21 protein-coding genes and 1 pseudogene are annotated in these 23,092 nt (G+C 70.2%); 12 read left to right on the top strand and 10 right to left on the bottom strand.

Annotated elements, in window-relative coordinates; all coding sequences use genetic code 11:
• Window positions 1-122 precede the first annotated feature (122 nt).
• From ilvD to ON31_RS16305, 3 genes are all read left to right on the top strand, one after another.
• Window positions 123-1,829 carry a dihydroxy-acid dehydratase gene (ilvD, locus tag ON31_RS16315; RefSeq protein ID WP_039814642.1) on the top strand — a complete coding sequence of 569 codons (1,707 nt, stop codon included), beginning with the start codon at window positions 123-125 and terminating at the stop codon, window positions 1,827-1,829.
• 478 nt (window positions 1,830-2,307) lie between these two features.
• The gene (locus ON31_RS16310) at window positions 2,308-3,171 is read left to right on the top strand and encodes an SDR family NAD(P)-dependent oxidoreductase (protein WP_255222132.1); all 864 of its coding nucleotides are present in this window, start codon (window positions 2,308-2,310) and stop codon (window positions 3,169-3,171) included.
• A 31-nt stretch (window positions 3,172-3,202) separates the two neighbouring features.
• Entirely contained in the window at window positions 3,203-4,030 is an 828-nt protein-coding gene (locus ON31_RS16305) for a glycerophosphodiester phosphodiesterase (protein WP_039814641.1), read from the top strand.
• Window positions 4,031-4,178: 148 nt separating this feature from the next.
• Here ON31_RS16305 and ON31_RS16300 read toward each other — a convergent pair whose 3' ends face one another.
• Window positions 4,179-4,808 (bottom strand): intradiol ring-cleavage dioxygenase, encoded by a 630-nt coding sequence (locus ON31_RS16300; protein ID WP_051037357.1) that lies wholly within the window; start codon window positions 4,806-4,808, stop codon window positions 4,179-4,181.
• The gene (locus ON31_RS16295) at window positions 4,805-5,278 is read right to left on the bottom strand and encodes a DoxX family protein (RefSeq protein WP_063821511.1); all 474 of its coding nucleotides are present in this window, start codon (window positions 5,276-5,278) and stop codon (window positions 4,805-4,807) included. The genes ON31_RS16300 and ON31_RS16295 overlap by 4 nt, the downstream gene beginning before the upstream one ends.
• A gap of 73 nt (window positions 5,279-5,351) precedes the next feature.
• On the opposite strand from ON31_RS16295, the gene ON31_RS16290 reads away from it, so the two are divergent.
• Entirely contained in the window at window positions 5,352-5,816 is a 465-nt protein-coding gene (locus ON31_RS16290; RefSeq protein ID WP_039814640.1) for a MarR family winged helix-turn-helix transcriptional regulator, read from the top strand.
• 559 nt (window positions 5,817-6,375) lie between these two features.
• Here ON31_RS16290 and ON31_RS16285 read toward each other — a convergent pair.
• The 4 genes from ON31_RS16285 to ON31_RS16270 all read right to left on the bottom strand — a co-directional run bounded on the left by ON31_RS16285 (window position 6,376) and on the right by ON31_RS16270 (window position 9,592).
• Entirely contained in the window at window positions 6,376-7,557 is a 1,182-nt protein-coding gene (locus tag ON31_RS16285) for an FAD-dependent oxidoreductase (RefSeq protein WP_039814638.1), read from the bottom strand.
• Window positions 7,558-7,671: 114 nt separating this feature from the next.
• A complete protein-coding gene (locus tag ON31_RS16280; protein ID WP_051037356.1) occupies window positions 7,672-8,226 on the bottom strand; it encodes a DUF4328 domain-containing protein in 555 nt (184 codons plus the stop codon).
• Between the two features lie 166 nt (window positions 8,227-8,392).
• Complete coding sequence (locus ON31_RS35645) at window positions 8,393-8,854, bottom strand: M23 family metallopeptidase (RefSeq protein WP_081592504.1); 462 nt, start codon at window positions 8,852-8,854, stop codon at window positions 8,393-8,395.
• An 84-nt stretch (window positions 8,855-8,938) separates the two neighbouring features.
• A complete protein-coding gene (locus ON31_RS16270; RefSeq protein WP_039814635.1) occupies window positions 8,939-9,592 on the bottom strand; it encodes a TVP38/TMEM64 family protein in 654 nt (217 codons plus the stop codon).
• Between the two features lie 232 nt (window positions 9,593-9,824).
• Between ON31_RS16270 and ON31_RS16265 the strand changes: the two genes are divergently transcribed.
• From ON31_RS16265 to meaB, 3 genes are read left to right on the top strand one after another with little or no spacing between them, the layout of a single operon-like run.
• On the top strand, window positions 9,825-11,684 hold the full coding sequence (locus tag ON31_RS16265) for a methylmalonyl-CoA mutase family protein (RefSeq protein ID WP_039814633.1): 1,860 nt from the start codon (window positions 9,825-9,827) through the stop codon (window positions 11,682-11,684).
• 2 nt (window positions 11,685-11,686) lie between these two features.
• The gene (scpA, locus tag ON31_RS16260) at window positions 11,687-13,939 is read left to right on the top strand and encodes a methylmalonyl-CoA mutase (protein ID WP_039814631.1); all 2,253 of its coding nucleotides are present in this window, start codon (window positions 11,687-11,689) and stop codon (window positions 13,937-13,939) included.
• Complete coding sequence (gene meaB, locus ON31_RS16255; RefSeq protein ID WP_081592501.1) at window positions 13,936-15,042, top strand: methylmalonyl Co-A mutase-associated GTPase MeaB; 1,107 nt, start codon at window positions 13,936-13,938, stop codon at window positions 15,040-15,042. Before scpA ends, meaB begins: the two co-directional genes overlap by 4 nt.
• Before the next feature lie 19 nt (window positions 15,043-15,061).
• Here meaB and ON31_RS16250 read toward each other — a convergent pair whose 3' ends face one another.
• Window positions 15,062-15,505 carry a pyridoxamine 5'-phosphate oxidase family protein gene (locus tag ON31_RS16250; RefSeq protein WP_051037355.1) on the bottom strand — a complete coding sequence of 148 codons (444 nt, stop codon included), beginning with the start codon at window positions 15,503-15,505 and terminating at the stop codon, window positions 15,062-15,064.
• A 249-nt stretch (window positions 15,506-15,754) separates the two neighbouring features.
• On the opposite strand from ON31_RS16250, the gene ON31_RS16245 reads away from it, so the two are divergent.
• From ON31_RS16245 to ON31_RS16235, 3 genes are all read left to right on the top strand, one after another.
• Window positions 15,755-16,078, top strand: a complete 324-nt coding sequence (locus ON31_RS16245; RefSeq protein ID WP_039814627.1) for a hypothetical protein — start codon at window positions 15,755-15,757, stop codon at window positions 16,076-16,078.
• A 90-nt stretch (window positions 16,079-16,168) separates the two neighbouring features.
• Window positions 16,169-17,887: a SulP family inorganic anion transporter gene (locus ON31_RS16240; protein ID WP_051037354.1), complete on the top strand. Its 1,719-nt coding sequence runs from the start codon at window positions 16,169-16,171 to the stop codon at window positions 17,885-17,887.
• 68 nt (window positions 17,888-17,955) lie between these two features.
• On the top strand, window positions 17,956-18,852 hold the full coding sequence (locus tag ON31_RS16235) for a universal stress protein (RefSeq protein WP_039814625.1): 897 nt from the start codon (window positions 17,956-17,958) through the stop codon (window positions 18,850-18,852).
• A 203-nt stretch (window positions 18,853-19,055) separates the two neighbouring features.
• Here ON31_RS16235 and ON31_RS16230 read toward each other — a convergent pair whose 3' ends face one another.
• The 3 genes from ON31_RS16230 to ON31_RS16220 form a co-directional block, all read right to left on the bottom strand.
• Window positions 19,056-20,771, bottom strand: a complete 1,716-nt coding sequence (locus ON31_RS16230) for a GAF domain-containing sensor histidine kinase (protein WP_051037353.1) — start codon at window positions 20,769-20,771, stop codon at window positions 19,056-19,058.
• A complete protein-coding gene (locus tag ON31_RS16225; RefSeq protein WP_039814624.1) occupies window positions 20,764-21,420 on the bottom strand; it encodes a response regulator transcription factor in 657 nt (218 codons plus the stop codon). Before ON31_RS16225 ends, ON31_RS16230 begins: the two co-directional genes overlap by 8 nt.
• Before the next feature lie 128 nt (window positions 21,421-21,548).
• Window positions 21,549-21,767 carry a hypothetical protein gene (locus ON31_RS16220; protein WP_039814623.1) on the bottom strand — a complete coding sequence of 73 codons (219 nt, stop codon included), beginning with the start codon at window positions 21,765-21,767 and terminating at the stop codon, window positions 21,549-21,551.
• A 235-nt stretch (window positions 21,768-22,002) separates the two neighbouring features.
• Here ON31_RS16220 and ON31_RS16215 point away from each other — a divergent pair, with 235 nt between their 5' ends.
• Both ON31_RS16215 and ON31_RS35640 read left to right on the top strand, forming a co-directional pair.
• On the top strand, window positions 22,003-22,929 hold the full coding sequence (locus tag ON31_RS16215) for a universal stress protein (protein ID WP_039814621.1): 927 nt from the start codon (window positions 22,003-22,005) through the stop codon (window positions 22,927-22,929).
• Window positions 22,930-22,937: 8 nt separating this feature from the next.
• A pseudogene (locus tag ON31_RS35640) lies at window positions 22,938-23,084 on the top strand (phosphoketolase family protein); the annotation flags it as partial.
• Between the last annotated feature and the right edge of the window lie 8 nt (window positions 23,085-23,092).

Genomic DNA, 23,092 nt, shown 5'->3' with positions numbered 1-23,092 from the left:
TTGGGCACGGCACATCGACAGAGGTCCCGTTCGCGCGGCGTGGCGCGGCGGGACCTTCGTCGTCGGCGCACCGGGGCGTGGTGGCGGTGACTTTCCGGCCACACGGGGGATGATGGGGAACCGTGGCCGATCAGCAGAGCACCCCGGACATCAAACCCCGCAGCCGCGACGTCACCGACGGGCTGGAGAAGACCGCCGCCCGCGGCATGCTGCGCGCGGTGGGCATGGGCGACGAGGACTGGGACAAACCCCAGATCGGCGTGGCATCGTCCTGGAACGAGATCACGCCCTGCAACCTCTCCCTGGACCGCCTCGCTCGCGGCTGCAAGGACGGCGTCTTCGCGGGCGGCGGCTTCCCCATGCAGTTCGGCACCATATCGGTCTCCGACGGCATCTCCATGGGCCATGAGGGCATGCACTTCTCCCTGGTGTCGCGCGAGGTCATCGCCGACAGCGTGGAAACCGTGATGCAGGCCGAACGGCTCGACGGGTCGGTCCTGCTGGCGGGCTGCGACAAATCGCTGCCCGGCATGCTCATGGCCGCCGCACGGCTGAACCTGGCCAGCGTTTTCCTCTACGCCGGATCGATCCTGCCCGGTATCGCCAAACTCTCCGACGGTAGCGAGCGCGAGGTCACCATCATCGACGCCTTCGAGGCGGTGGGCGCCTGCTCGCGCGGACTCATGAGCAGAGCCGACGTGGACGCCATCGAACGCGCCATCTGCCCCGGAGAGGGCGCATGCGGCGGCATGTACACCGCCAACACCATGGCCAGCGCCGCCGAGGCGCTCGGCATGTCGCTGCCCGGCAGTGCCGCCCCGCCCGCGACCGACCGCCGCCGCGACGGCTACGCGCGGCGCAGCGGCGAGGCGGTGGTGGAACTGATCCGGCGGGGGATCACCGCCCGCGACATCCTGACCCGGGAGGCGTTCGAGAACGCCATCGCGGTAGTGATGGCATTCGGCGGCTCCACCAATGCGGTGCTGCACCTGCTGGCCATCGCACACGAGGCGAACGTGGCCCTCACCCTGGACGATTTCGCCCGGATCGGGCGGCGGGTGCCGCACCTGGCCGATGTGAAGCCGTTCGGTCGGCACGTGATGACGGACGTGGACCGCATCGGCGGGGTACCGGTCATGATGAAGGCGCTGCTGGACGCCGGGCTGCTGCACGGAGACTGCCTCACCGTCACCGGCAGGACGGTGGCCGAGAATCTGGCGGCCATCGCCCCGCCCGACCCGGACGGGAAGGTGGTGCGCGCCATGGATTCGCCGATCCACCCCACCGGGGGCATCACGATTCTGCACGGATCGCTGGCACCCGGCGGTGCGGTGGTCAAGTCGGCCGGGTTCGACTCCTCCGTCTTCGAAGGCACCGCACGGGTTTTCGACCGGGAGCGAGCCGCCATGGACGCACTCGAGGACGGCACCATCGCGGCGGGGGACGTGGTGGTGATCCGCTACGAGGGACCCAAGGGCGGTCCGGGCATGCGGGAGATGCTCGCCATCACCGCGGCCATCAAGGGCGCGGGACTGGGCAAGGACGTGCTGCTGCTGACCGACGGCCGCTTCTCCGGTGGCACCACTGGCCTCTGCGTGGGCCACGTGGCTCCCGAGGCGGTGGACGGCGGCCCGATCGCCTTCGTGCGCGACGGGGACCGGATCCGGCTCGATGTGGCGGACGGCAGTCTCGACCTGCTCGTGGACGATGTCGAGCTGCGACAGCGGGCGCAGGGCTGGGAACCGTTGCCGCCGCGCTACACCCGCGGAGTGCTCGCGAAATACGCGAAGCTGGTGGGGTCCGCGTCCACCGGGGCGGTGTGCGACTGACTGTCGCTCGGTCACCCTGGTCGGCTCGGCAGCGCACGCCTGGGCGAGCGGCGCGACGATCTGCGCCGGACGCTGCTCCATCTGCGTCGACGGTGCGCGGAATCTTGTGGCGGGCAACGACTCCGCGACCATCCGGGGCGCTCGCCGTATCTCCTCGAAAGGACTCGCGATGTCGATGGGCCGGTCGCACCGGTCGGCCGCGACCGCACGGTGAGCGCCGCCGCGTGCACATGAGCGGGTCGTGGGAGCCCACCGCCGCGTGACGACCGCCGCGCTCACGAGTGCGCTCGGCTCGGTTACGGGCGTACCTGGTCGCGGCGTGACCAGGACCGGGGGTCCTCGCCAGTTCGTGCCCTGCCGTGGCGGTTCGGGGCCGCCACACCATGGGGTGGCCGCCGCCGACGCGGTGGTGGGGAACCAGCTGGAGGCTGATATGAGCGTGGATGAGCAGCGAGGGCCGGGAGTGAGCAGGAGGTCGATGCTGTACGGGTTGGCGGCCGCGGGCACCGGGGTGGCGGGTGCCGCCGGGGGCTGGGCCGCGGCCGATGCGACCGGGGACCGGCCGGGGCGGTTCGCCGGGAAGGTCGTCGCCATCACCGGGGCCACCTCGGGGATCGGGCGGGCGGCCGCCATCGCCTTCGCGCGTGAGGGCGCGCGGGTCGGCTTCTGCGGGCGGCGGGCCGAGGAGGGGGCCAAGGTGGAGGGCGAGATTCGCGCGGCGGGCGGGGAGGCCGTGTACGTGCGCGCGGATGTGCGCGAGGCCGAGCAGGTCGAGAACTTCACCACCGCCGTGGTGGACCGGTACGGGGGACTGGACATCGCGTTCGACAATGCCGGAATCAACTGGTTCCGGCCGTTGCACGAGACCGCTCCCGCCGAATGGGACGATATGCAGAACACCAATGTGCGCGGGGTCTATCTGGCGATGCGGTCGCAGATCCCGCACCTGCTGGCGCGCGGCGGCGGCGTCATCATCATCACCGGATCGCTGCACGAGGTGGCCACCCGACCGGGCGGATCGGCCTACGCCGCCACCAAGCGCGCGGTGCTGGCGCTGGCCCAGGCCGCGAGTATGGACTATGCGGCACAGGGGATTCGGATCAATGTGCTGGCACCCGGGGCGGTGGACACCCGGCTGTGGCGGGCGGTGCAGCCGACCGATCCGCAGCGGGACTGGGCCGCGTACAAGCGGGACTGGGCGCAGCGGAACCTGCCCGCGATCAAGCGCATCGGCGAGCCGGAGGATCTCGCGCAGGCGGCCCTCGCCCTCGCCTCCGACGACCTCGCCTACATGACCGGCACCTCGGTGCTGGTCGACGGCGGACTGACCACCTCCCTGTAGCCCCGGAAGGCCCACCGTGTACCGATATCTCATGGCGCTGGTCACCGGCCTGGCGCTCGCCGCGACCGGAGCACCGGCGGTCGCGCAGGACCCGTCCCCGGCCACCGTCGCCCATCGCGGCGCGTCCGCCTACGCACCCGAGAACACCGTGGCGGCAACGCGATTGGCCGCCGAACAGGGCGCGACCATGGTCGAACTCGATGTTCGCCGCACCGCCGACGACCGCCTCGTGGTCATTCGCGACGAAACCCTGGAGCGCACCACCGACGCCGCCGCCCGCTACCCGGACCGCGCGCCGTGGCGGGTGGCGGAGTTCACGCTCGGCGAGATCCGCACCCTGGACGCGGGCTCCTGGTTCGCGCCCGCCTACGCGGGTGAACCCGTTCCGGAACTCGGCGACGTGCTGCGCGCCCTCGGCGACGGTCCCACCGGACTGCTGCTCGAAGTCAAGCTCACCGACGCGAAAGACGGTGTGGCCGAACTCGTATCACGAGAATTGCGCGCGGTGCCGGGCTGGGCGGACACCGGCCCGGATCGGCGGCGTCTCATGGTGCAGAGCCTGGACTGGGAGTTCCTGCGCGAGTTCCACGCGCTGGAGCCGGACATCCCACTCGGCGGACTGAGCCAGAGTCGGCCCGCGGCGGACGAACTGGATGCCCTCGCCGAACACAGCGGCATGGTGCACATTTCCGCCGACGATGTGGACGCCGACTATGTGGCGCTGGCCCGCGCCCGCGGGCTGGAGGTCTTCGCCTACGTGGTGAACGATACGCGGAACATGCGGCGGCTCATCGATGTCGGAGTCGACGGCATCATGACCGATGTGCCCGACGTGCTGGGGTGTGTCATCCGCGCGTGATGACCGCGATGACGGTGGCCGGACCGGCGTGACCCCGATCACGGGCATGCCCGCCCGGGCGGACACGCCGGAGCGGGAAACCCGTACTCTTTGCGAGGGAACGGAACCTGGTGCGACGGGCGGTCCGCACCCGCCCGTCGCGTCGGTGTCAGCGCTGGACACCGAGGGTGATCTCGGCTCGGTAGCCGGTGGCGGTGCTACCGCTTGTCGGTACCACGGTGTTGCCGCGGCGGAAGAGGAAGTCCTCGGTATTGCGGGTGCGGGGTTCGGCGCGGTCCGCGTAGGGGGCCACGGTGGCGATCGTCCGGGTGAGCTCGTCGTCGAAATACAGCTGGCCGGTGTGGATCTCGCGGGTGGCCAGGCGGACCTTCACGTGGACGTGGACGGTGCGGTTGTCGTACCAGCCGGGGAAGATCGTGGTGAAGGTGGCGGTGCCGGTGGAGTCGGTGGGTTGGGTGCCGCGAAGGAAGTTCGTGGTGTCGGTGATGCCGGAGTAGGCGCCGTGGGCGTCGGCGTGCCAGATGTCGACGGTGGCGGTGGGGAGTGGGGTGCAGCTGGTCGCGTCGAGAACCGTGATGCGCAGGGTCAGGGGAACGCCGGGTCGGTTGTCGCGGATGTCGGTGCGGACCGGAGCGGTATCGACGTAGTAGGGACCCTCGGTGCCCTCGGGGGTGAGGACGCAGACGGGGGTCGCCCCGGTCGTGCGGTTGGTTCCGCAGGCGGTCGTCGCCAGGCCGATACCGAGTGCGGTCAGGATGGTGCGGCGGTTCGGAGTCATGCCGGGGTCCGGGGGCGTGCGAGCAGGCCGTCGATACCGAAGCGGCCGGAACCCTGGACGGTGAGCTGGAGGCTGGCGGCGGCGAGAACGAGGGTCAGTTCGATACCGCCGTCCTCGACGAAGATTCCGTATGGCGCGTGGATGAAGGCGATGGCGCCGAGCATGACGACGGTCAGTGCCGCGGCGGCGGGGCGGGTGAGTGCGCCGAGCGCGAGGAGGAGCCCGCCGATCAGTTCGGCGAACACCGTGAACGGTCCGGCCAGTTCCGGCAGCGGGATTCCGGACTCGCGCTGCAGGTCGATGGTGCCCGCGACGCCGAGGTTGGTGAGGGTGTCCCAGCCGTGGGCGAAGAAGATCACGGCCAGTGCCAGCCGGAGTAGGAGGAGGACGCCGTCGACGAGGGGGCGGGGTGCGGGCCCGGTCAGCAGGGTGCGGGCCGATCGGTCGGGCAGGTGGGTGGTCTGGTTCATGAGCGATCCTTTTTCGTGGACTGACACAATAGTAGCGACATGCAACAGTTTGTGCCGTCGTTATCATCGCTGGATGGCAGTCCATCGGCAGCGTCCGCCGTCCTTGCTCGCCCAGCCGTCGTATCTGGCCTCGCAGGTGTCGAAGTTCGGGCGGCAGCGGCTGGAGGCCGAACTGGCCGAACGGGGTCTGCGGCTGGGCCATCAGGCCGTGCTCAGCGCGCTGGACGATTTCGGTCCGCTGTCCCAGCAGCAACTCGCCGATGCGCTCGACCTCGACAAGAGCCATCTCGTCGGCCACATCGACGAACTCCAACGCCGCGGCCTGGTAACCAGGGCGCAGGACCCCGCCGACCGCCGCCGCAACACGATCGCGCTCACCGCCGCGGGCGCCGACATGGTCGGGGAACTCCAGCCGGTGGCGGCGCAGTCCCAGGAGGGTTTCCTCGACGCCCTCACCCCGGCCGAACAGCAGACCCTCACCGACCTGCTACGTCGCGTCCTCGCCGCCAACGACGCCGAACGCTGGGGCGCGCCGTAGACCCGGGCGGCCCGTGACCACGCCGAGTCCCGTGACACCATCGGCGAGCGGCCGGAGCACATCGCCACCACCGACCCTCGGATGGTGCGGCAGCATCGGCCCCACGGTGTGGTCGGCCACCGCCTCGGCCAGTAGGCGCATGGATACGGGCCAGCTCGGGTCCAGTTGCGATGCGGGTCGCGGGTGAGTGGGCGTGCACCTGTCCGCGACAGATGAACCCGTCGGGCGGCGCTGCCCATATTGAAGCGACCGGTGTCGCTGCCGTAGGCCGGTCCGGAGGGAAAGGCTCGGTCGCTCGCAAAGACGTAGCGGCCGAGCAGTTCCCGCTCCGCCGCACCCGTGGCGCGGGTGACGGTCAGCGCCGCTGTCGCAGCGACAGGAGGAGGTACCGCACGGGAATTCGCATGGGTTGCCGACCCTTTCGGCGGTATCCGGTTCCCGCCGAATACTCGCCGCGTCGGCGCGCCGAGCCCAGGGCGCACGCTGCCGGGGACCAGCGATCCCGGCTGCGCCGTGGCCATCCAGTGTGACGCGGATCGTGGGGATATCGCTGTCCGGCCTAGTTGTTGGCGCGTCGCACGGCACTCCGCACGAGGCCGCGCAGGCCCGGAAGCTGGATGGCCCGCATCATCGTCTCGCTCAACCAGACGTGGGCCCGGGTGGGCGGAACGAAGCGGGCCATGCCGCGGCGGGCCAGCGCCTGCCGCTTGGTGACCTCGGGGCGCAGTTCGGCTTCCCAGGCGGCCAGCGCCGCCGGAGTATCGGTGCCGTGCGCCGCCACCGCCGCGCCCAACCGGTCGGCCCCGTGCAGGGCCAGTGCCGCGCCGTAGCCCGCGAAGACGGTGACGCACCAGGCGGCGTCGCCGAGCAGGACCACGTTGCCCCGGCTCCACCGGGGCAGCGTGACCTGCCTGACGGCGTCGAAATAGGCGCTGTTGGAAGCGTGTTCGAGCTGAGCGAGTGCCTCGGCGATGCCGCCGCCGAGATCGACGAAGGCTCCGGTGAGCGCGTCGACCGGACCGCGCGCGACCTCCGCCGCCGGATCGGTGCTGCGGTAGGTGAAGAACGCCGACGACCGGCCCGGCCCGAGATTCATCACCGCCGCCGTGCGCCCCGGCCCGATGAAGGTGATTCCGGCGCCCGCCGGAACATGGTCGGGCACGGTGTCGAGTGGGAAGGCCGCGACCAGCGTGCGCATATCCACCAGATGGTCGGTCCCCGAACCGAATACGAGTTCACGAACACCGGAGTGCAGCCCGTCCGCGCCGATCAGCAACTCGGCGTCGACCCGGGTGCCGTCGCTGAGTTCGGCACGCACCCCGTCGGCGTGCTCGGTGACCGACCGCACGGTGGTGGCGAACCGGATCTCGACGCGCTCGGCCACCGCGTCGTACAGCACCGATTCCACATCACCGCGAAATACGTTCACCGCGCGCGTGCCGACCGCCGCCTCGGTGATCGCCGCGGGCACGGTCAGCTTCTCGCGCCCATCCGCGTGCACCAGCACGGTGGTGAAGAACCCCGCATCGCGCCGCCGCAACGCGGGCACCAGCCGTAACCGTTCAGCCGCGTCGTACCCCGGGCCGTGCAGATTCACCAGATATCCGCTGCTGCGCCGCGCCGGTGCCCGCTCGACGACGAGCACATCCCACCCGTCTCGATGAAACCGCAACGCCGCGGCCATCCCGGCGATCCCCGCACCCACGACCAGCACCCGCCGCGCCGCCGTCGTTTCCGTCATGAACCCTCCAGAATCCGCGCTGTGCGTGGTGTCGGAGAACTCCGACACCCTCCGTCAACTAATAGTTGACGGAGGGCTCCCAGTCAACCGATGGTTGACGAGCGGTGGGCGATGCTATCGCCCGTCCTGTGAGCGGGCCACCGTCATCGTGATCGACCGCAGGGTGACGGCGGCCACGGCGAACAACGCCAGGGTGAGCAGCAGGAAATGGCCCAGCGTGGACGCGCCTCGGGGGTATTCGACGTTGTTCACGGCCACGAAGCCGATGACGAGGGTGAGGTGGGCGGTCAGCCAGGTGGTCCACCAGGCGACGACCACGCGCGAGCCCGTTCCGACCGCGCTCGAGGCCCGCAGTACATCGGCGACCATGAGCGGTGGAACGAACAGGTTTGCAATGGGGACGATCCAGCCCGCGATCACCCAGCCACGGGCGAACCGATGCCGGAAGTCCGGGTTCAGCGCCTCGGCGTTGCTCCGCGCCCGTCGCAGCCAGAGCATGACCATGATCCCGGCGATCGGCCAGGTGAGCATCATGTACACCACGCCGCCACCGAGTAGGGCCCGGCCGACCTGTCCCTCCGTCGAATTGCGGCTCGCGCCGAAGGTCAGGGTGGCCAGGGCCAGGCACACCGGGCCGATCAGGGCGATGAACACCGCGATCGATGCCATCAGAGCCCGTCCGCGAAGCCGGGGGAGATCTGGAGGTGCGGATGGGTGCATGGTTGCTCCTGTGTCGCGATGTCGGCGCGGCCCTTGAAGCCGGAGTCTGCCCGTCTCGCAACGGATTCGGCCAGTGGATTTGCCCAAGGCCGAATCTTCGGTGCGGCACGCCGGGTCAGGGCGTCAATACGTGTCGCCAATCGGCGAGGGGGTGGGCCGCGCCGACCAGGAGGGGGAGTGGGTCGAGGCGGTCGGGGCCGGGGGGTGCCCAGAGCGAGCGGTGCCATTCGATGTGCAGATGCGGGGGCACGTTGCCGTTGGTGCGGCGGTCGGGATCGACGAGGCCGATGCGCTGGCCCGCCTCGATGCGGCGGCCGACGCGAACCTCGGGGATGATGTGCCCGTACACGGTGGTGCCCGAGCCGTCGGCGGTCGGGTGGTCGATCACCACCCAGCGCCCGAAGCCGGAGGCCGGTCCGGACCGGGTGACATAGCCGCCCTGCATGGCGAAGACCGGGCGGTTGGCCGAGCCGCCGGGAAAGCCGAAGTCGACGCCCCAGTGGAAGCCGCCGCCGCGGGGGCCGAAGGGTGAGGTGACGATGTGGCCGCGTTCGAGCGGCCAGACTCTCGGTGCCATGTGCATCTCCCTGCGCTGTCTCCCTTATCCGAATATCGTGCCGCGCCAAGGAAATCGGCGCAGACGAACGGGGTGCGAGAGCGCTCAGCGGGGAGTTGTCGCGGCCACCGGCTCCGGCCGCTCCTCGGGCGTGGCCAGCAGGGTGTCGACGGCGAGTCCGATGATGCCTACGGCGATGCAGACACCCGACACGATCAGCTGGGCGGGGTGGGTGTGATCGGTGAGCGCGTCCGCGAGCAGAACCGTGCCGACGGTTCCGGGAACGATGCCGATGAAGCTCGCCACGACATACGGCGTCAGCCGTACCGACGACAGTGCGGCGCAATAGTTCACCACCGAGAACGGTGCGAAGGCGATGAGCCGCAGCGACCCCACCGCCAGCCAGCCGCGGCGGGCCAGCCGGGCGTCGACGGCGCGTACCGTCGGATGGGTGAGCCGGGCGCGCAACCGCTCCTTGTCCAGGGCACGCACCAGCAGCAGGGCCAGCACGGCGCTCACGGTCGTCGCCGACAGGGCGAGGCCGAGGCCGAGCACCGGCCCGAACAGCATGCCCGCGCTGACGGTGAACAGGGTGCGCGGGAACGGAGCCACGCAGATCAGCGCGTGCGCGACGAAGAACACCAGCGGCAGCAGCGGCCCGCAGGAATCGGCCCAGGTCCGAATCTGCGCGGCGGTCGGCAGCGGGATGAGCGCGACCACCGCGAAGAGCGCGACGACGGCCACGAGAAACGTGACCATTCGGTATCCACCGAGTCGGCTGAAGTGGGTCCGCGGGCTTGTTGGCACCGCGCCAGGTTACCGGCTGGTAGTGAATGCCCGGCGACGGGAATCACAACCCTGCCGCTAGCATCAGAAGGCAAGACGAGGAATGCTCGTTAACCGAAACGCTGTCTGAGCAGGGCGAACGAGACGTTCGGCGCTGCTGGGGCGGTCCCTTTCGGGGCATGTGTGGGAGAAGGAAACAGCAGCTATGCCGATTGCTTCAGACTCGGACACCGGACCGGTGCCCGGGTATGCCGCCTGGCGCAAGGGTGTCGCCGGCGTGCTGGCCAAGGCCCGCAGGGTGGACGTCTCGGAACTGCCGGACGAGCCGGAGAAGCTGCTCGCGGTCACCACGTACGACGGTCTGACCGTCAACCCCCTCTACACGCGCCGCGACGAGCTGCCCGAGCAGCCGCTGCCGGGCGAGTTCCCGTTCGTGCGCGGCGGTGACCGCACCCGCGACGTGCATCGCGGCTGGTACGTCGGCGCACGTTTCGGCGGCATCGACGCGGCCGAGACCAATCGCGAGATCCTCTTCGGACTGGAGAACGGCGTCAGCGCCGTCTGGCTCCGCGTGGGGGAGGGCGGCGTGCCCGTGGCACAACTGCCCGCCGCGCTGTCGGGTCTGCTGTTCGAATTGGCCCCGCTCACCCTGGACGCCGGTCCGGTGCTGGCCGAGGCGGCAGCGCAGGTCTACGCGACGCTCGACGCCTACCGGGTCGAGGAGCGCGCGGACATTCAGGTCCGGTTGGGTGCTGCCCCGCTGACGAGCCTGTTCGCCGGAACCCCCGCCCTCGATCTGGACGGCGCGATCGCGCTCGCCCAGGACGCAGTGGCGCGGCCCGAGAACGTGCGCGCGATCACGGTGTGCGGCTTGGCCTTTCATGAAGCCGGGGCCTCCGACGCGCAGGAACTCGGTGCGGCGGTAGCGGCGGGTCTGGAGTATCTGCGCGCCCTCACCGACGCCGGCGCCGATATCGCGGATGCGCTGGGCCAGCTGGAATTCCGCTTCGCCGCCACCGACGACCAGTTCGCCACCATCGCCAAATTCCGTGCGGCCCGGCGGCTCTGGGCCCGGGTCGCCGAGGTCTGCGGCGCGCCCGCGTTCGGCAATGCCCCGCAGCAGGCGGTGACCTCGCCCGCCATGATGACCCAGCGCGACCCGTGGGTGAATATGCTGCGCACCACCCTGGCCGCCTTCGGCGCGGGCGTCGGCGGCGCGGATACCGTCACCGTGCTGCCCTTCGACCACGCGCTGCCCACCGGGGAACTCGAGGTGTCGAAGGCGTTCTCGGAGCGCATGGCCCGCAACACCCAACTGCTGCTGCTGGAGGAATCGCACCTGGGCCACGTCCAGGATCCGGGCGCGGGCTCCTGGTACGTCGAATCGCTCACCGACGAACTCGCCGCCAAGGCATGGGAATTCATGCGCGAGCTGGAGGCAGCGGGGGGTTACCTGGCCGCCCTGGAATCCGGTCTGCTGGCCCAGCGCGTCGGTGAGACCAAGGCGCGCCGTGACGGTGATGTGGCGCACCGCAGGTCGGCCGTCACCGGCGTGAACGAATTCCCCAACCTGGCCGAGCAGCCGCTGTCCGAGGCGGCCCGCGCCATGACCTCGCAGACGAGCTACGGCGCGGCGTTCGAGGCGCTGCGCAACCGCTCCGACGCCTATCTGGCCGCGCACGGGTCGCGTCCGCGCGCCCTGCTGGTGCCGCTGGGACCGGTGGCCGAGCACAATGTGCGGGTCACCTTCGCCGCCAACCTGCTCGCCTCGGGCGGTATCGAGACGAGTAATCCGGGCGCGCTGGCCGTCGACGGCATCGCGGCCGCGGTCGCGGAATCCGGTGTCGCCCTCGCGGTGCTGTGCGGTTCCGACAACCGCTACGGCGCGGAGGCCGCGGCGGCGGTGGACGCGCTGCGCGCGGCCGGTGTGACCACGGTGCTGCTGGCCGGGTCGGAGCAGGCGGTGGCCGACGCCGCCGGCGCGCAGCGGCCGGATGGATTCCTGACGGCGCGGATGGATGCGGTGACGGCACTGTCCGGCCTGCTGGAGAAGCTGGGAGCGTAAGCATGAGCGACATCAAGCATCTGATCGGCAATTTCGCCGACGTCCCCCTCGAATCGACCACCGACGCCGCCGTGACCGGCGACCAGGTGCGGGACTTCGTCCAGGCCGCGGCGGCCGCGAATCGGTACGCGCCCGAACAGCTCACCTGGGCCACCCCCGAAGGTATCGACGTCCCACCGGTTTTCACCCGCGCCGACCGTGACGCGGTGGAGGCGGCGGGCTACCCGCTCGACAGCGTGCCCGGCGTCGCCCCGTTCGTGCGCGGCCCGTATCCGACCATGTACGTGAATCAGCCGTGGACGATCCGCCAGTACGCGGGCTTCTCCACCGCCGCCGATTCCAATGCCTTCTACCGCCGCAACCTGGCCGCCGGTCAGAAGGGCTTGTCGGTGGCCTTCGACCTGGCCACCCACCGCGGCTACGACTCCGATCACCCGCGCGTGACCGGTGACGTGGGTATGGCCGGTGTGGCCATCGACTCCATCCTGGACATGCGGGAGCTGTTCGATCACATTCCGCTGGACCAGGTCTCGGTCTCCATGACCATGAACGGCGCGGTGCTGCCGATTCTGGCGCTGTACGTCGTGGCCGCGGAGGAGCAGGGCGTCAAGCCCGAACAGCTGGCCGGAACCATTCAGAACGACATTCTGAAGGAGTTCATGGTCCGCAACACCTACATCTATCCGCCCAAACCCTCGATGCGGATCATCTCCGACATCTTCGCCTACACCTCGGCGAAGATGCCGAAGTTCAACTCCATCTCGATCTCCGGCTACCACATCCAGGAAGCCGGTGCGACGGCCGATCTGGAACTGGCCTACACCCTTGCCGACGGTGTGGAGTACATCAAGGCGGGTATCGACGCGGGTATGGAGGTCGACAAGTTCGCCCCGCGCCTGTCGTTCTTCTGGGCCATCGGCATGAACTTCTTCATGGAGGTCGCCAAACTGCGTGCGGGCCGCCTGCTCTGGAGTGAACTGGTCGCCAAGTTCGAGCCGAAGAACTCGAAATCGCTTGCGCTGCGCACCCACTCGCAGACCTCGGGCTGGTCGCTCACCGCGCAGGACGTGTTCAACAATGTGGCGCGCACCTGCGTGGAGGCCATGGCCGCCACCCAGGGCCACACCCAGTCGCTGCACACCAACGCCCTCGACGAGGCCCTCGCCCTGCCGACCGACTTCTCGGCCCGCATCGCACGCAACACCCAGCTGCTGATCCAGCAGGAGTCCAACACCACCCGGCCCGCCGATCCGTGGGGCGGTTCGTACTACGTCGAGTGGCTGACCCACCAGCTGGCCGAGCGCGCCCGCGCCCACATCGCCGAGATCGAGGCACACGGCGGTATGGCACAGGCGATTTCGGAGGGCATCCCGAAGCTGCGCATCGAGGAGGCCGCCGCCCGCACCCAGGCCCGCATCGACACCGGCCAGCAGCCGGTGATCGGCGTCAACAAGTACCAGGTCACCGAGGACACTCCGATCGAGGTGCTCAAGGTCGAGAACTCGCGGGTGCGCGCCGAGCAGAACGCCAAACTCCAGCGGCTGCGCGCCGAACGCGATTCCGGTGAGGTGGAACGCGCACTGGCCGAATTGACCCGTGCCGCCGCGTCATCCGAGGGTGGTATGGAGAACAACCTGCTCGCCCTGGCCATCGACGCCGCCCGCGCCAAGGCCACCGTCGGCGAGATCTCCGATGCCCTGGAGAAGGTGTACGGTCGCCACCAGGCCGAGATCCGCACGCTGTCGGGCGTCTACCGGGAAGAGGCGGGCAAGGTGAGCAATATCAGCAATGCCATCGCACTGGTGGAGGAGTTCGCCGAGGCCGAGGGCCGCCGCCCGCGCATCCTGGTCGCCAAGATGGGCCAGGACGGACATGACCGCGGGCAGAAGGTGATCGCCACCGCCTTCGCCGACCTCGGCATGGACGTCGATGTGGGCCCGCTGTTCCAGACCCCCGAGGAGGTGGCCCGGCAGGCGGCGGACAACGACGTGCACATCGTCGGCGTCTCCTCGCTGGCGGCCGGTCACCTCACACTGGTGCCCGCGCTGCGGCAGGCGCTGGCGGAGGTCGGCCGCCCCGACATCATGGTCATCGTGGGCGGTGTCATCCCGCCCGGTGACTTCGACGAACTCTACGAGGCCGGTGCCGCCGCCATCTTCCCGCCGGGCACGGTCATCGCCGATGCCGCCATCGGCCTGATCAAGAAGCTGGGCGCGTCGCTCGGCCACGAGATCGGCACCGGCGCGGCGGAATGAGCGACGCCGCACACGCGAACGAGGGTGGCGCCGACCGCCCGCGGCTCGGCACCACGGCGGGCGTCGGGCCGCGCGGCGGCGCGCCCGGGACGGCCGGAGCGGCGCGCCGGGTCATCGATGTCGACGACCTGGCCGCCCGGGTGCGCGCCGGTGAGCGCGCGGCGCTGGCGCGGGCCATCACGCTGGTGGAGTCCACCCGCACCGACCACCGGGAACTGGCGCAGCGACTGCTGCTGCGGGTCACGCCCGACAGCGACGCGGTGGTGTCGAACCGAGTCGGCATCACCGGTGTGCCGGGTGTCGGCAAGTCCACCTTCATCGATGCGCTGGGCATGCATCTGATCGGTCAGGGGCACCGGGTGGCGGTATTGGCGGTCGACCCGTCCTCCACCCGCACGGGCGGCTCCATCCTCGGCGACAAGACCCGGATGGGCCGACTGGCGGTCGAGCGCGATGCCTACATCCGCCCCTCGCCCACCGCGGGCACGCTGGGCGGGGTGGCCAAGGCGACCCGCGAGACCATCGTGCTGCTGGAGGCGGCGGGCTACGACGTGATCCTGGTGGAGACAGTCGGCGTCGGCCAGTCCGAGGTGACCGTCGCCAATATGGTCGACGTGTTCTGCTTCCTCACCCTGGCCCGCACCGGAGACCAGTTGCAGGGCATCAAGAAGGGGGTGCTGGAACTCGCCGACCTGGTCGCGGTGAACAAGGCCGACGGTAAGCACGAGGTGGAGGCCAAGGCCGCCGCCCGCGAACTGAGCGGGGCCATGCGGCTCATCCATCCGCGCGAATCGCTGTGGCACCCACCGGTCATCACCATGAGCGGACTCGAGGGCCACGGGCTCGACACCTTCTGGAACACCGTGCTCGAACACCGCCGCGTGCTCACCGAGGCGGGGGAATTCGCCGAGAAGCGCCGTCGCCAACAGGTGGACTGGACCTGGAATATGGTGCACGACCAACTGCTGCGCCGCCTCACCGACAATCCGGCCGTACGCGCCATCCGGACGCAGGTGGAAAAGCAGGTTCGCGACGGATCGCTCACTCCGGCCCTGGCCGCGGAGGAGATCCTGAACGCGTTCGACGGACCGTCCACGGCGTAGTCGGAATTCGCGGCCGAATTCAGCGGTCCTCGGTCGGCCGGGCATCTTCCGGAAGCAGAGCGGCCGGAACGTATTCCACGCCGGTGACGAAATCGGGGCGGATGCGGACGATGCGGTGCCGGGGACCCGGCAGGGTGGTGGGCAGCAGGCGGCGGTAGCGGGCGAGGTCGCCGGAATCGGTGACCTCCTCGGCCGTGCCGGTGACGATGACGCACCAGCCGTACTGGGTGGCCTGGTCGATGGTGTCCGCCTCGTAGGCCACGACCTGGCGGTCCGCGCTGAGGGTGGTGCCGGGATTGGCGTGGATGACGATCATGCCGCCGTCCACGACATGGTTGACCGGGCGGATGGTGGGCAGTGCGTACCGGGAGAAGACCACCCGGCCGAAGCGGATACCGCTCAACAGTCGCAGCGAATCCGATGTGGACAGCTCCCGCGGCTGGAGTTCCTCGTGCACGGCCATACCCCACAAACTCTGTCGGCCATCGAACTGCGAACGCATTCTTGCTGGGACACGAAGTATTCCACGTTTCCCGGGACTGTGGCGTACCCGATCCGGAAATTGGCGAAACGCATGATTTTCATTGCGCGCGAAAGAAATTGCGTTTCGAGACTCCATCTGTCCGAGACGGTGACAGCGTACGATACTCGTGACGTTTTCCCGAGTCCCGCGGCGCGGCTGGGGGATCCCGCTCGCGACCCAGGAGTCGAGATGGCCGATGCCGCCCTCCCGATCCCACCGCCACTGTCCGGGGAGTTCGATCCGGCGCGGCTGGCCGACAGTCAGGCCGCGTATGCGGACGCCAACGACCGACTCGTGCGGCGGATGTTCGACATCGGACTGCGCCTGCACGCGGTGCGATCCGAACTGGGCCGTCCCGACGTCACCGCCGAGCGGCTGGACGCGGCCGGGCGGACCGTGGCCGACATTCTCGACGAGCTCGACACCGTGATCCGGGAGGCCGGGCTGGCCATGGTGGGTCTGGCCCGCGACCACACCGCCCCGGCCGACGGGGACGGTCGGAATCGGCACTGAGCCCGTCGATCGCGCCCGAACCGGCGACGCGGAAACACCTTCCGCGCACACGGGACGGGTGGGCGCGCCGCGCGGTACTGTCGGACCCTGATGATCAACGGTCCGGCGCGTTTCCTCCCGGGGCTCGAGCAGTTCCGCGGATACCAGCGCGCCTGGCTGCGCCCCGACGTGGTGGCCGGGGTGACCGTGGCGGCCTATCTGGTCCCGCAGGTCATGGCGTACGCGACGGTGGCCGGGCTGCCGCCGGTGACCGGACTGTGGGCGATACTCGGTCCGCTCGCCGTCTACGTCTTCCTCGGCACCTCGCGGCAGCTGTCGGTGGGACCGGAATCCACCACCGCACTGCTCACCGCCGTGGCGCTGGCCCCGCTGGCGGCGGGTGACGCGGGCCGGTACGCGGCGCTGGCGGCGATGCTGGCGCTGCTGGTGGGCGTGATCTGCCTCGTGGGATCGCTGGCGCGGTTCGGGGTGCTCGCCGATCTGCTGTCCAAACCGGTGCTGGTGGGCTACCTCGCGGGCACGGCGGGCATCATGATCGCCAGTCAGCTCGGCAAGGTGACGGGGGTACGGGTCGACGGGGAGACCATTCCGGGCCAGCTGCGCTCCTTCGTCGCGAACCTCTCCGATCTGCACTGGCCGACAACGATCCTGGCCGCGGTGGTGCTGTCGGCCCTGCTGCTCATCGGCCGCTGGGCGCCGCGTGCGCCCGGGCCGCTGCTGGCGGTGCTGGCGGCATCGGTGGTGGTGGCGGTGTTTTCGCTGAGCGAGCACGGCATCGGGGTGGTGGGCGCGATCCCACCCGGTGTTCCGGTGCCCGGCGTGGCCGGGGTGGCGGCCGCGGACCTCACCCAGCTGGTGTTGCCCGCCATCGGTATCGCCCTGGTGGGATTCTCCGACAATGCCCTCACCGCACGGGCTTTCGCCGGTCGGCACGGTCAGCGGGTCGACGCCAACCGGGAACTCGGGGCGATGGGGGCGACCAATCTGGCCGCCGGGGTGATGCACGGTTTCCCGGTCAGCTGTAGCGCGTCGCGCACCACCATCGCCGATCTCGCGGGCGCGCGGACCCAGGCGTACTCGCTGGTGGCCCTGGCCGCGGTGCTGATCGTGCTGTTCGGCGCGCGCGGAATCCTCGCCGAGTTCCCGACCGCCGCACTCGGCGCGCTCGTGGTGTTCGCGGCGCTGCGCCTGATCGACCTCCCGGAATTCCGGCGGTTCGCCCGCTTCCGGCGCAGTGAGCTGGTGCTGGCCCTGGGCACCACCGCCGCGGTGCTGATCTTCGGCGTCCTCTACGGGATCGGCATCGCCATCGCGCTGTCCATTCTGGATCTGCTGCGGCGCGTGGCCCGCGCCCACGACGCCATCCTCGGCTTCGTGCCCGGTCTGGCGGGCATGCACGACATTGACGACTATCCGGAGGCGAAACCCGTTCCCGGACTGGTGATCTACCGCTACGACGCACCGCTGTGCTTCGCCAATGCCGAGGACTTCCGGACCCGGGCGCTGGAGTCGGTGGAGCTGCTGGGCCGGGACGCACCGGTGCGATGGTTCGTGCTGAAGGCCGAGGCCAATGTGGAGGTCGACCTGACCGCGCTCGACGCGGTCGACCAGTTGCGCGCCGAATTGGATTCGCGCGGCATCGTTTTCGCCATGGCGCGGGTGAAACAGGATCTGCGTGACGCCCTGGACGCCGCGGGCCTGGTCGACCGGGTCGGCGCGGACCGGCTCTTCCCGACCCTGCCGACCGCCCTGGAGGCGTACCGGGCCGCGACCGGGGCCACGAGGCCGGACGACCCCGGACCCGAATGACCTTGTTCCCTGGGGCCAGCCCGGCTCGCCGGGCATGCTGGGTGTAACAACCGACCACGGGAGGAAACATGGCCGACACCGCGCACGAGGCATCACGACCCGCGCCCATCCTGGCCGCCGTCGACGGCTCGGCGATCTCCTACCAGGCGGTCGGCTGGGCGGCGGCGGAGGCGGATCTGCGCGGCTGCCCGCTGCACATCATCACCTCGTACGCCATCCCGGTCTCCAAGGTGCCCGTCACCTCGCTCGGAGCGGCGGAACTGGCCTGGGTGCGCGAGGACGGGAATCGGGTGCTCAGCGAGGCCGCCGCCATCGCGCGGCACACCGCGCCCGGCGATCTCACCGTCACCACCGAACTGATCTTCGAGCCCATCACCACCACGCTCATCGCCCGGTCGCGCGGCGCGCGGTTGGTCGTGCTGGGCAATCGCGGTCGCGGCGCGCTGCGCCGCGCGGTGCTGGGATCGGTGAGCACCTCGCTCACCCGGCACGCGCACTGCCCGGTCGTGGTCGTCCCCGCCATGCCGGAGGAGACCGATCCGACCGCCGCGCACCGCCCGATCGTGGTCGGCGTGGACGGCAGCGAGAACAGCATGCCCGCGGTGGCCATGGCCTTCGAGATGGCCTCGCGGCGCAAGGTCGGCCTGGTGGCGGTGCACGCCTGGAGCGACGACACCGGCCACGACCTGCCCGTCATCCCGTGGGAAGGCATTCAGGAGACCGAGGACGCCGTCCTCGCCGAATGCCTGGCCGGATTCGGCGAGCGGTTCCCCGAGGTCGAGGTGCAGCGGGTGGTGGCTCGGGACACCCCGGTCCGGGCCCTGCTCGAGTACGCCGACGGCGCGCAACTCGTCGTGGTGGGCACGCGCGGCCGCGGCGGTTTCGCGGGGATGAACCTGGGTTCGACCAGCACCGCCCTGCTGCACCTGGCCCCCTGCCCGGTACTGGTGGTTCGCGAAGGCTGAGGAGGGGAGCGCGCCGGACCGGCGCGCTTTCCGGCGGGCCGGTTTCAGCGTAGGGGGATCGTACTCAGCGCAGCGGGATCGAGCTCAGCGCAGGGGGATCGAGCTCAGCGCAGGGGGATCGAGCTCTGCGCAGCGGGATCGAGCTCGGCGTAGTGCGGTCGAGCTCGTCGTTGTGGGAACGGACTCGGTGCAGGGGATTGGACTCAGCGCAGCGGCACCGACCAGACCAGCCGGGTTCCGTCGCCCTGCGCGGTGGCGGCGATTTCGAAACCGCCGCCCGCTCGACGTGCCCGGAGTTCGAAATCGTGCAGCTCGTCCGGCGTGCTGTCGCCCGCGATCCCGTTTCCGTCGCCGAATATCGCGATGGTGAGTTCGTCGGCGACGTCCACCCGCACGGTCACCGCGCCCACTCCGGACTGCCGCACCGCATGGCCCACCGCCCGCCGCACCACCGCCTCGGCCTGGTCGGCCAGTTCCGCGCCGATCACCGACAGCGGTCCGCTGACCCGGAGTGAGGCTCGGATGTCGGTGGACGCGGTGTGCGCTTCGACGGCCCGCGCCAGCCGTTGGCGCAAGCGCACACTGCGCGGATCGCCGCCGTGCAGATCGAAGATGGAGGTGCGGATCTCCTGCACCACGTCCTGGAGATCGCCGACCACATCCGACAGGCGCTGCCGCACCTCGTCGGTGTGCGCCCGCGCCACCGTCCCCTCCAGCGCCAGCCCGACGGCGAACAGCCGCTGGATGACGTGATCGTGCAGATCGCGGGCGATGCGGTCGCGGTCGGTGAGCACATCCAACTGCCGCACCCGCCGTTGTGCCGCGGCCAACTGGATGGCCAGTGCGGCCTGATCGGCGAAACCCGCCGTCAGTTCCAGGATTTCGTCGGAGTAGGGCGCGGATCCGCTGGCGCGCGTCGTCACCAGCACACCGAATGTCGAGCCGTGCGCGTGCAGTGGCACGAGCAGGGCCGGTCCGGCCCCGCTGATCGGCTTGCCCAGCTCCACGCCGACGAGATCGGCGAAACGTCGGGTGCCGCGGCGATGGAAGGCGTCGCCGATCGCGGTGCCCGACAGCGTCACGATGCGGTGGCCGGGGTCGGAGCCGGTGCCGCACCACTGTGCGATGCGCAGTTCGGTGATCTCCTCCGGCGGCAGCTCCGGATCGTCGGCCAGGGCGACGAACGCCCGCTCCGATTCGGTCAGTGCGCGAAGACGTTCGACCACCTGCGCCAACACCGTGTCGGGCGCGGTGCCCGCCAGCAATTCGGTGGAGATGTCGCGGATCGCCTCGATCCACGCCTGCCGGGCGTGCGCCGACGCGTAGAGCCGCGCATTGTCGATGGCGGTGCCCGCCGCCGCGGCCAGGGCCTGCACGATCACCTCGTCGTCCTCGGTGAAGGGCAGCCCGCCGTGCTTCTCGGCCAGATAGAGGTTGCCGAAGATCTCGTCCCGAATCCGCACCGGCACACCGAGAAAGGCGCGCATCGGCGGATGGTGCTCCGGAAAGCCCACGGAGGCGGCATGATCGGCGATGTTCATGAGGCGAATGGGCGTGGCCTCGCTCATCAGCAGGCCGAGGACGCCGTGACCCGACGGATGATCGCCGATCCGCCGCCCGGTCGCCTCGTCGACGCCCTCGAAGACGAACCGGCTCAGTCGCCGATCCGGCCCGCGCACCCCGAGCGCGCCGTACCGGGCGTCCACCAGTTCGATGGCGGTGTGCACGATGGTGTGCAGGGTGTGGTCGAGATCCAGTCCGGAGGTGACGGCCAGCATGGCCTCGACCAGGCCGTCGATCCGGTCCCGGCGGTCGATGATCTGCTCGACCCGGTCCCTGACCTCGGCCAGCAGCTCCCGCAGCCGCAGCTGCGAGAGTGCCTCGCGCACCGAGTGCGAACCGGTCTCGGGATCACCCATCCTGCTGCGTCGCGGCGGACCCGGAGCGCAGTTTGGAGGCCAGTACCGCGGCCTGGGTGCGGCGTTCCATGCCGAGCTTGGCCAGCAGTCGCGAGACGTAGTTCTTCACGGTTTTCTCGGCCAGGTACATGCGTTCGGCGATCTGCCGGTTGGTCAGGCCGTCACCGAGCAGATCGAGCAGTCGGCGTTCCTGTTCGGTGAGCCCGGCGAGCGGACCGTCGGGCTGGGTGCTGCGCCGCAGCCGCTCCATGAGCGCGGCGGCGGCCCGGTTGTCCAGCAGGGATCGGCCCGAGCCGACCTCCTTGATGGCCTTCGCCAATTCCATGCCCTTGATGTCCTTGACCACGTAGCCGCTGGCACCGGCCAGGATAGCGTCCATCATGGCCTGTTCGTCGGTGAACGAGGTGAGGATCAGGCAGCGCAGATCGTCGAGTCGCGAGAGCAGCTCGCGGCAGAGTTCGATGCCGTTGCCGTCGGGCAGGCGAACATCGAGCACGGCGACATCCGGTCGCAGCGCGGGAATCCGGGCCAGGGCCTGCGCGACGTCCCCGGCCTCGCCGACCACCGAGAGTTCCGGATCCCCCTCGAGGAGGTCGACGAGTCCCCGGCGAACGATCTCGTGGTCGTCGACGAGAAACACCTTGATCATGGCGGCATCCGATCTGTGGTGAGTAATGCGAACAAACATACGCGGGAGCGCGGGGCGCAGCGATGGTCCAAAGTCCCTATTCCGACGTGGTCCATGGGCATTTCGGACGTCGCGGCGCGCCGCACCGGCTACCGAGCGGCACACAGGGCGCGGCATCCCCACCACACCGAGGCCGTCGCCGCCGTGAGGTACTCGGCCACCGCCAGCGCTACGAGTATGGTGCCGTAATCGTCGGCCCAACCCGGTAGCAGGGGCGCGGTGGCCAGGGCCACGGTCAGCATGACGATGCCCACCGCCATGGCGGGGACGGCGAGAATCGCGTCATCGGGCGACGAGTCGGTTCGCATGCCGGCAAGCTTTCGCGCCACGCGCCGCCGTCGTGAGGGGCGTGCGGCCCCGGCGGACGGGACCAAGGTCACGCGGGTTCGGGACCCGAGGCCCGGAGCTGCGAGAAGTGCCCTCCGGCAGTGGCTTCGGTCCCGGCAGCCGGTGACGATCGGCAGCATCCGGTGGCGGGTGCCGATTTCTACCGTGAGGGTGAGTGCCCGGCCGGGCACCGTCAACCCAGTACGGGAGGTCGCCATGACACAGCAGCGCTTCGAGGATCCGCACCATCTGGTCTCCGCACCGGTGGTCGTGGGCGTGGACGGATCGGCGGGTTCGGACGCGGCCCTGCGCTGGGCGGCCGAGCTGGCCGCCGAGCGGGAGCGCCCGCTGCACATCCTGCACGGCATGGACCTGGTCGGCCTCACCCATGTGCTCGGCGTCTACGAGGTCTCGGTACCGGCGGTCGTCGACACGGTGCGCGACAACGGCAAGGCGGTCATCGCTCGCGCCGAAGAGGTGGCGAAGACGGTGGCTCCCGACGTCCCGATCACCGTGAACCTGTCGGCCGATTCCGCCGACCAACTGCTCATCGCGCACAGCGCCGACGCATACGCGGTGGTGCTCGGCGCGACCGGCACCGTCGGCACCTTCGGTCATCTCGGGTCGACGCTGCTCGCGGTGACCGCGCACGCCGAAGGATCGGTGATCGTGGTGCGCACCGATCCGGAGGCGGGCAACCGCATCCACACCTCCGGTCCGGTGGTGCTGGGCGTGGACGGCAGCCCGGCGGGGGAGGCCGCCATCGGCGCGGCCTTCGCCGAGGCGGCCGAGCGGGGCGCGAAGCTGGTCGCGGTCCATGTCTGGAGTGACTGGAAGGGCGGCAAATTCGCGGGCGCGGACCCGGTGTGGATGTCCACCGACGATCTCGACGTCACCGAGCACGCGATTCTCGCCGAGCGGTTGGCCGGATGGGAGGAGAAGTACCCCGAGGTCGAGGTGGCGCGCAAGGTCTACGCCACCGATCCCGCCGGGCGGCTGCGCGAATGGTCGCGCACGGCCCAGCTGGTCGTGGTCGGCAGCCGGGGGCGCGGCGGTTTCACCAGTCTGCTGCTCGGCTCCACCTCGCACGCCCTGGTGCAGCACGCGTCCTGCCCGGTCATGGTCGTCCACCCGGTGAAGTAGGGGCGGGGATGACGACCCTGCTGGCCGGTGAGCCCGGTGCGCTCACCCCCGGCCTGCGCGATGTGGACGCCTGGTGGCGGGCCGCGAACTATCTGTCCGTGGGCCAGCTGTATTTGCTGGACAATCCGCTGCTGCGGGAGCCGTTGCGGCCCGAGCGGTGAGC

Source organism: Nocardia otitidiscaviarum NBRC 14405, from assembly GCF_000308635.1.
Classification (GTDB): Bacteria; Actinomycetota; Actinomycetes; order Mycobacteriales; family Mycobacteriaceae; genus Nocardia; species Nocardia otitidiscaviarum.
The sequence above is the reverse complement of the archived record's forward strand: the minus strand, read 5'-3'. Positions and strand labels throughout refer to the sequence as shown.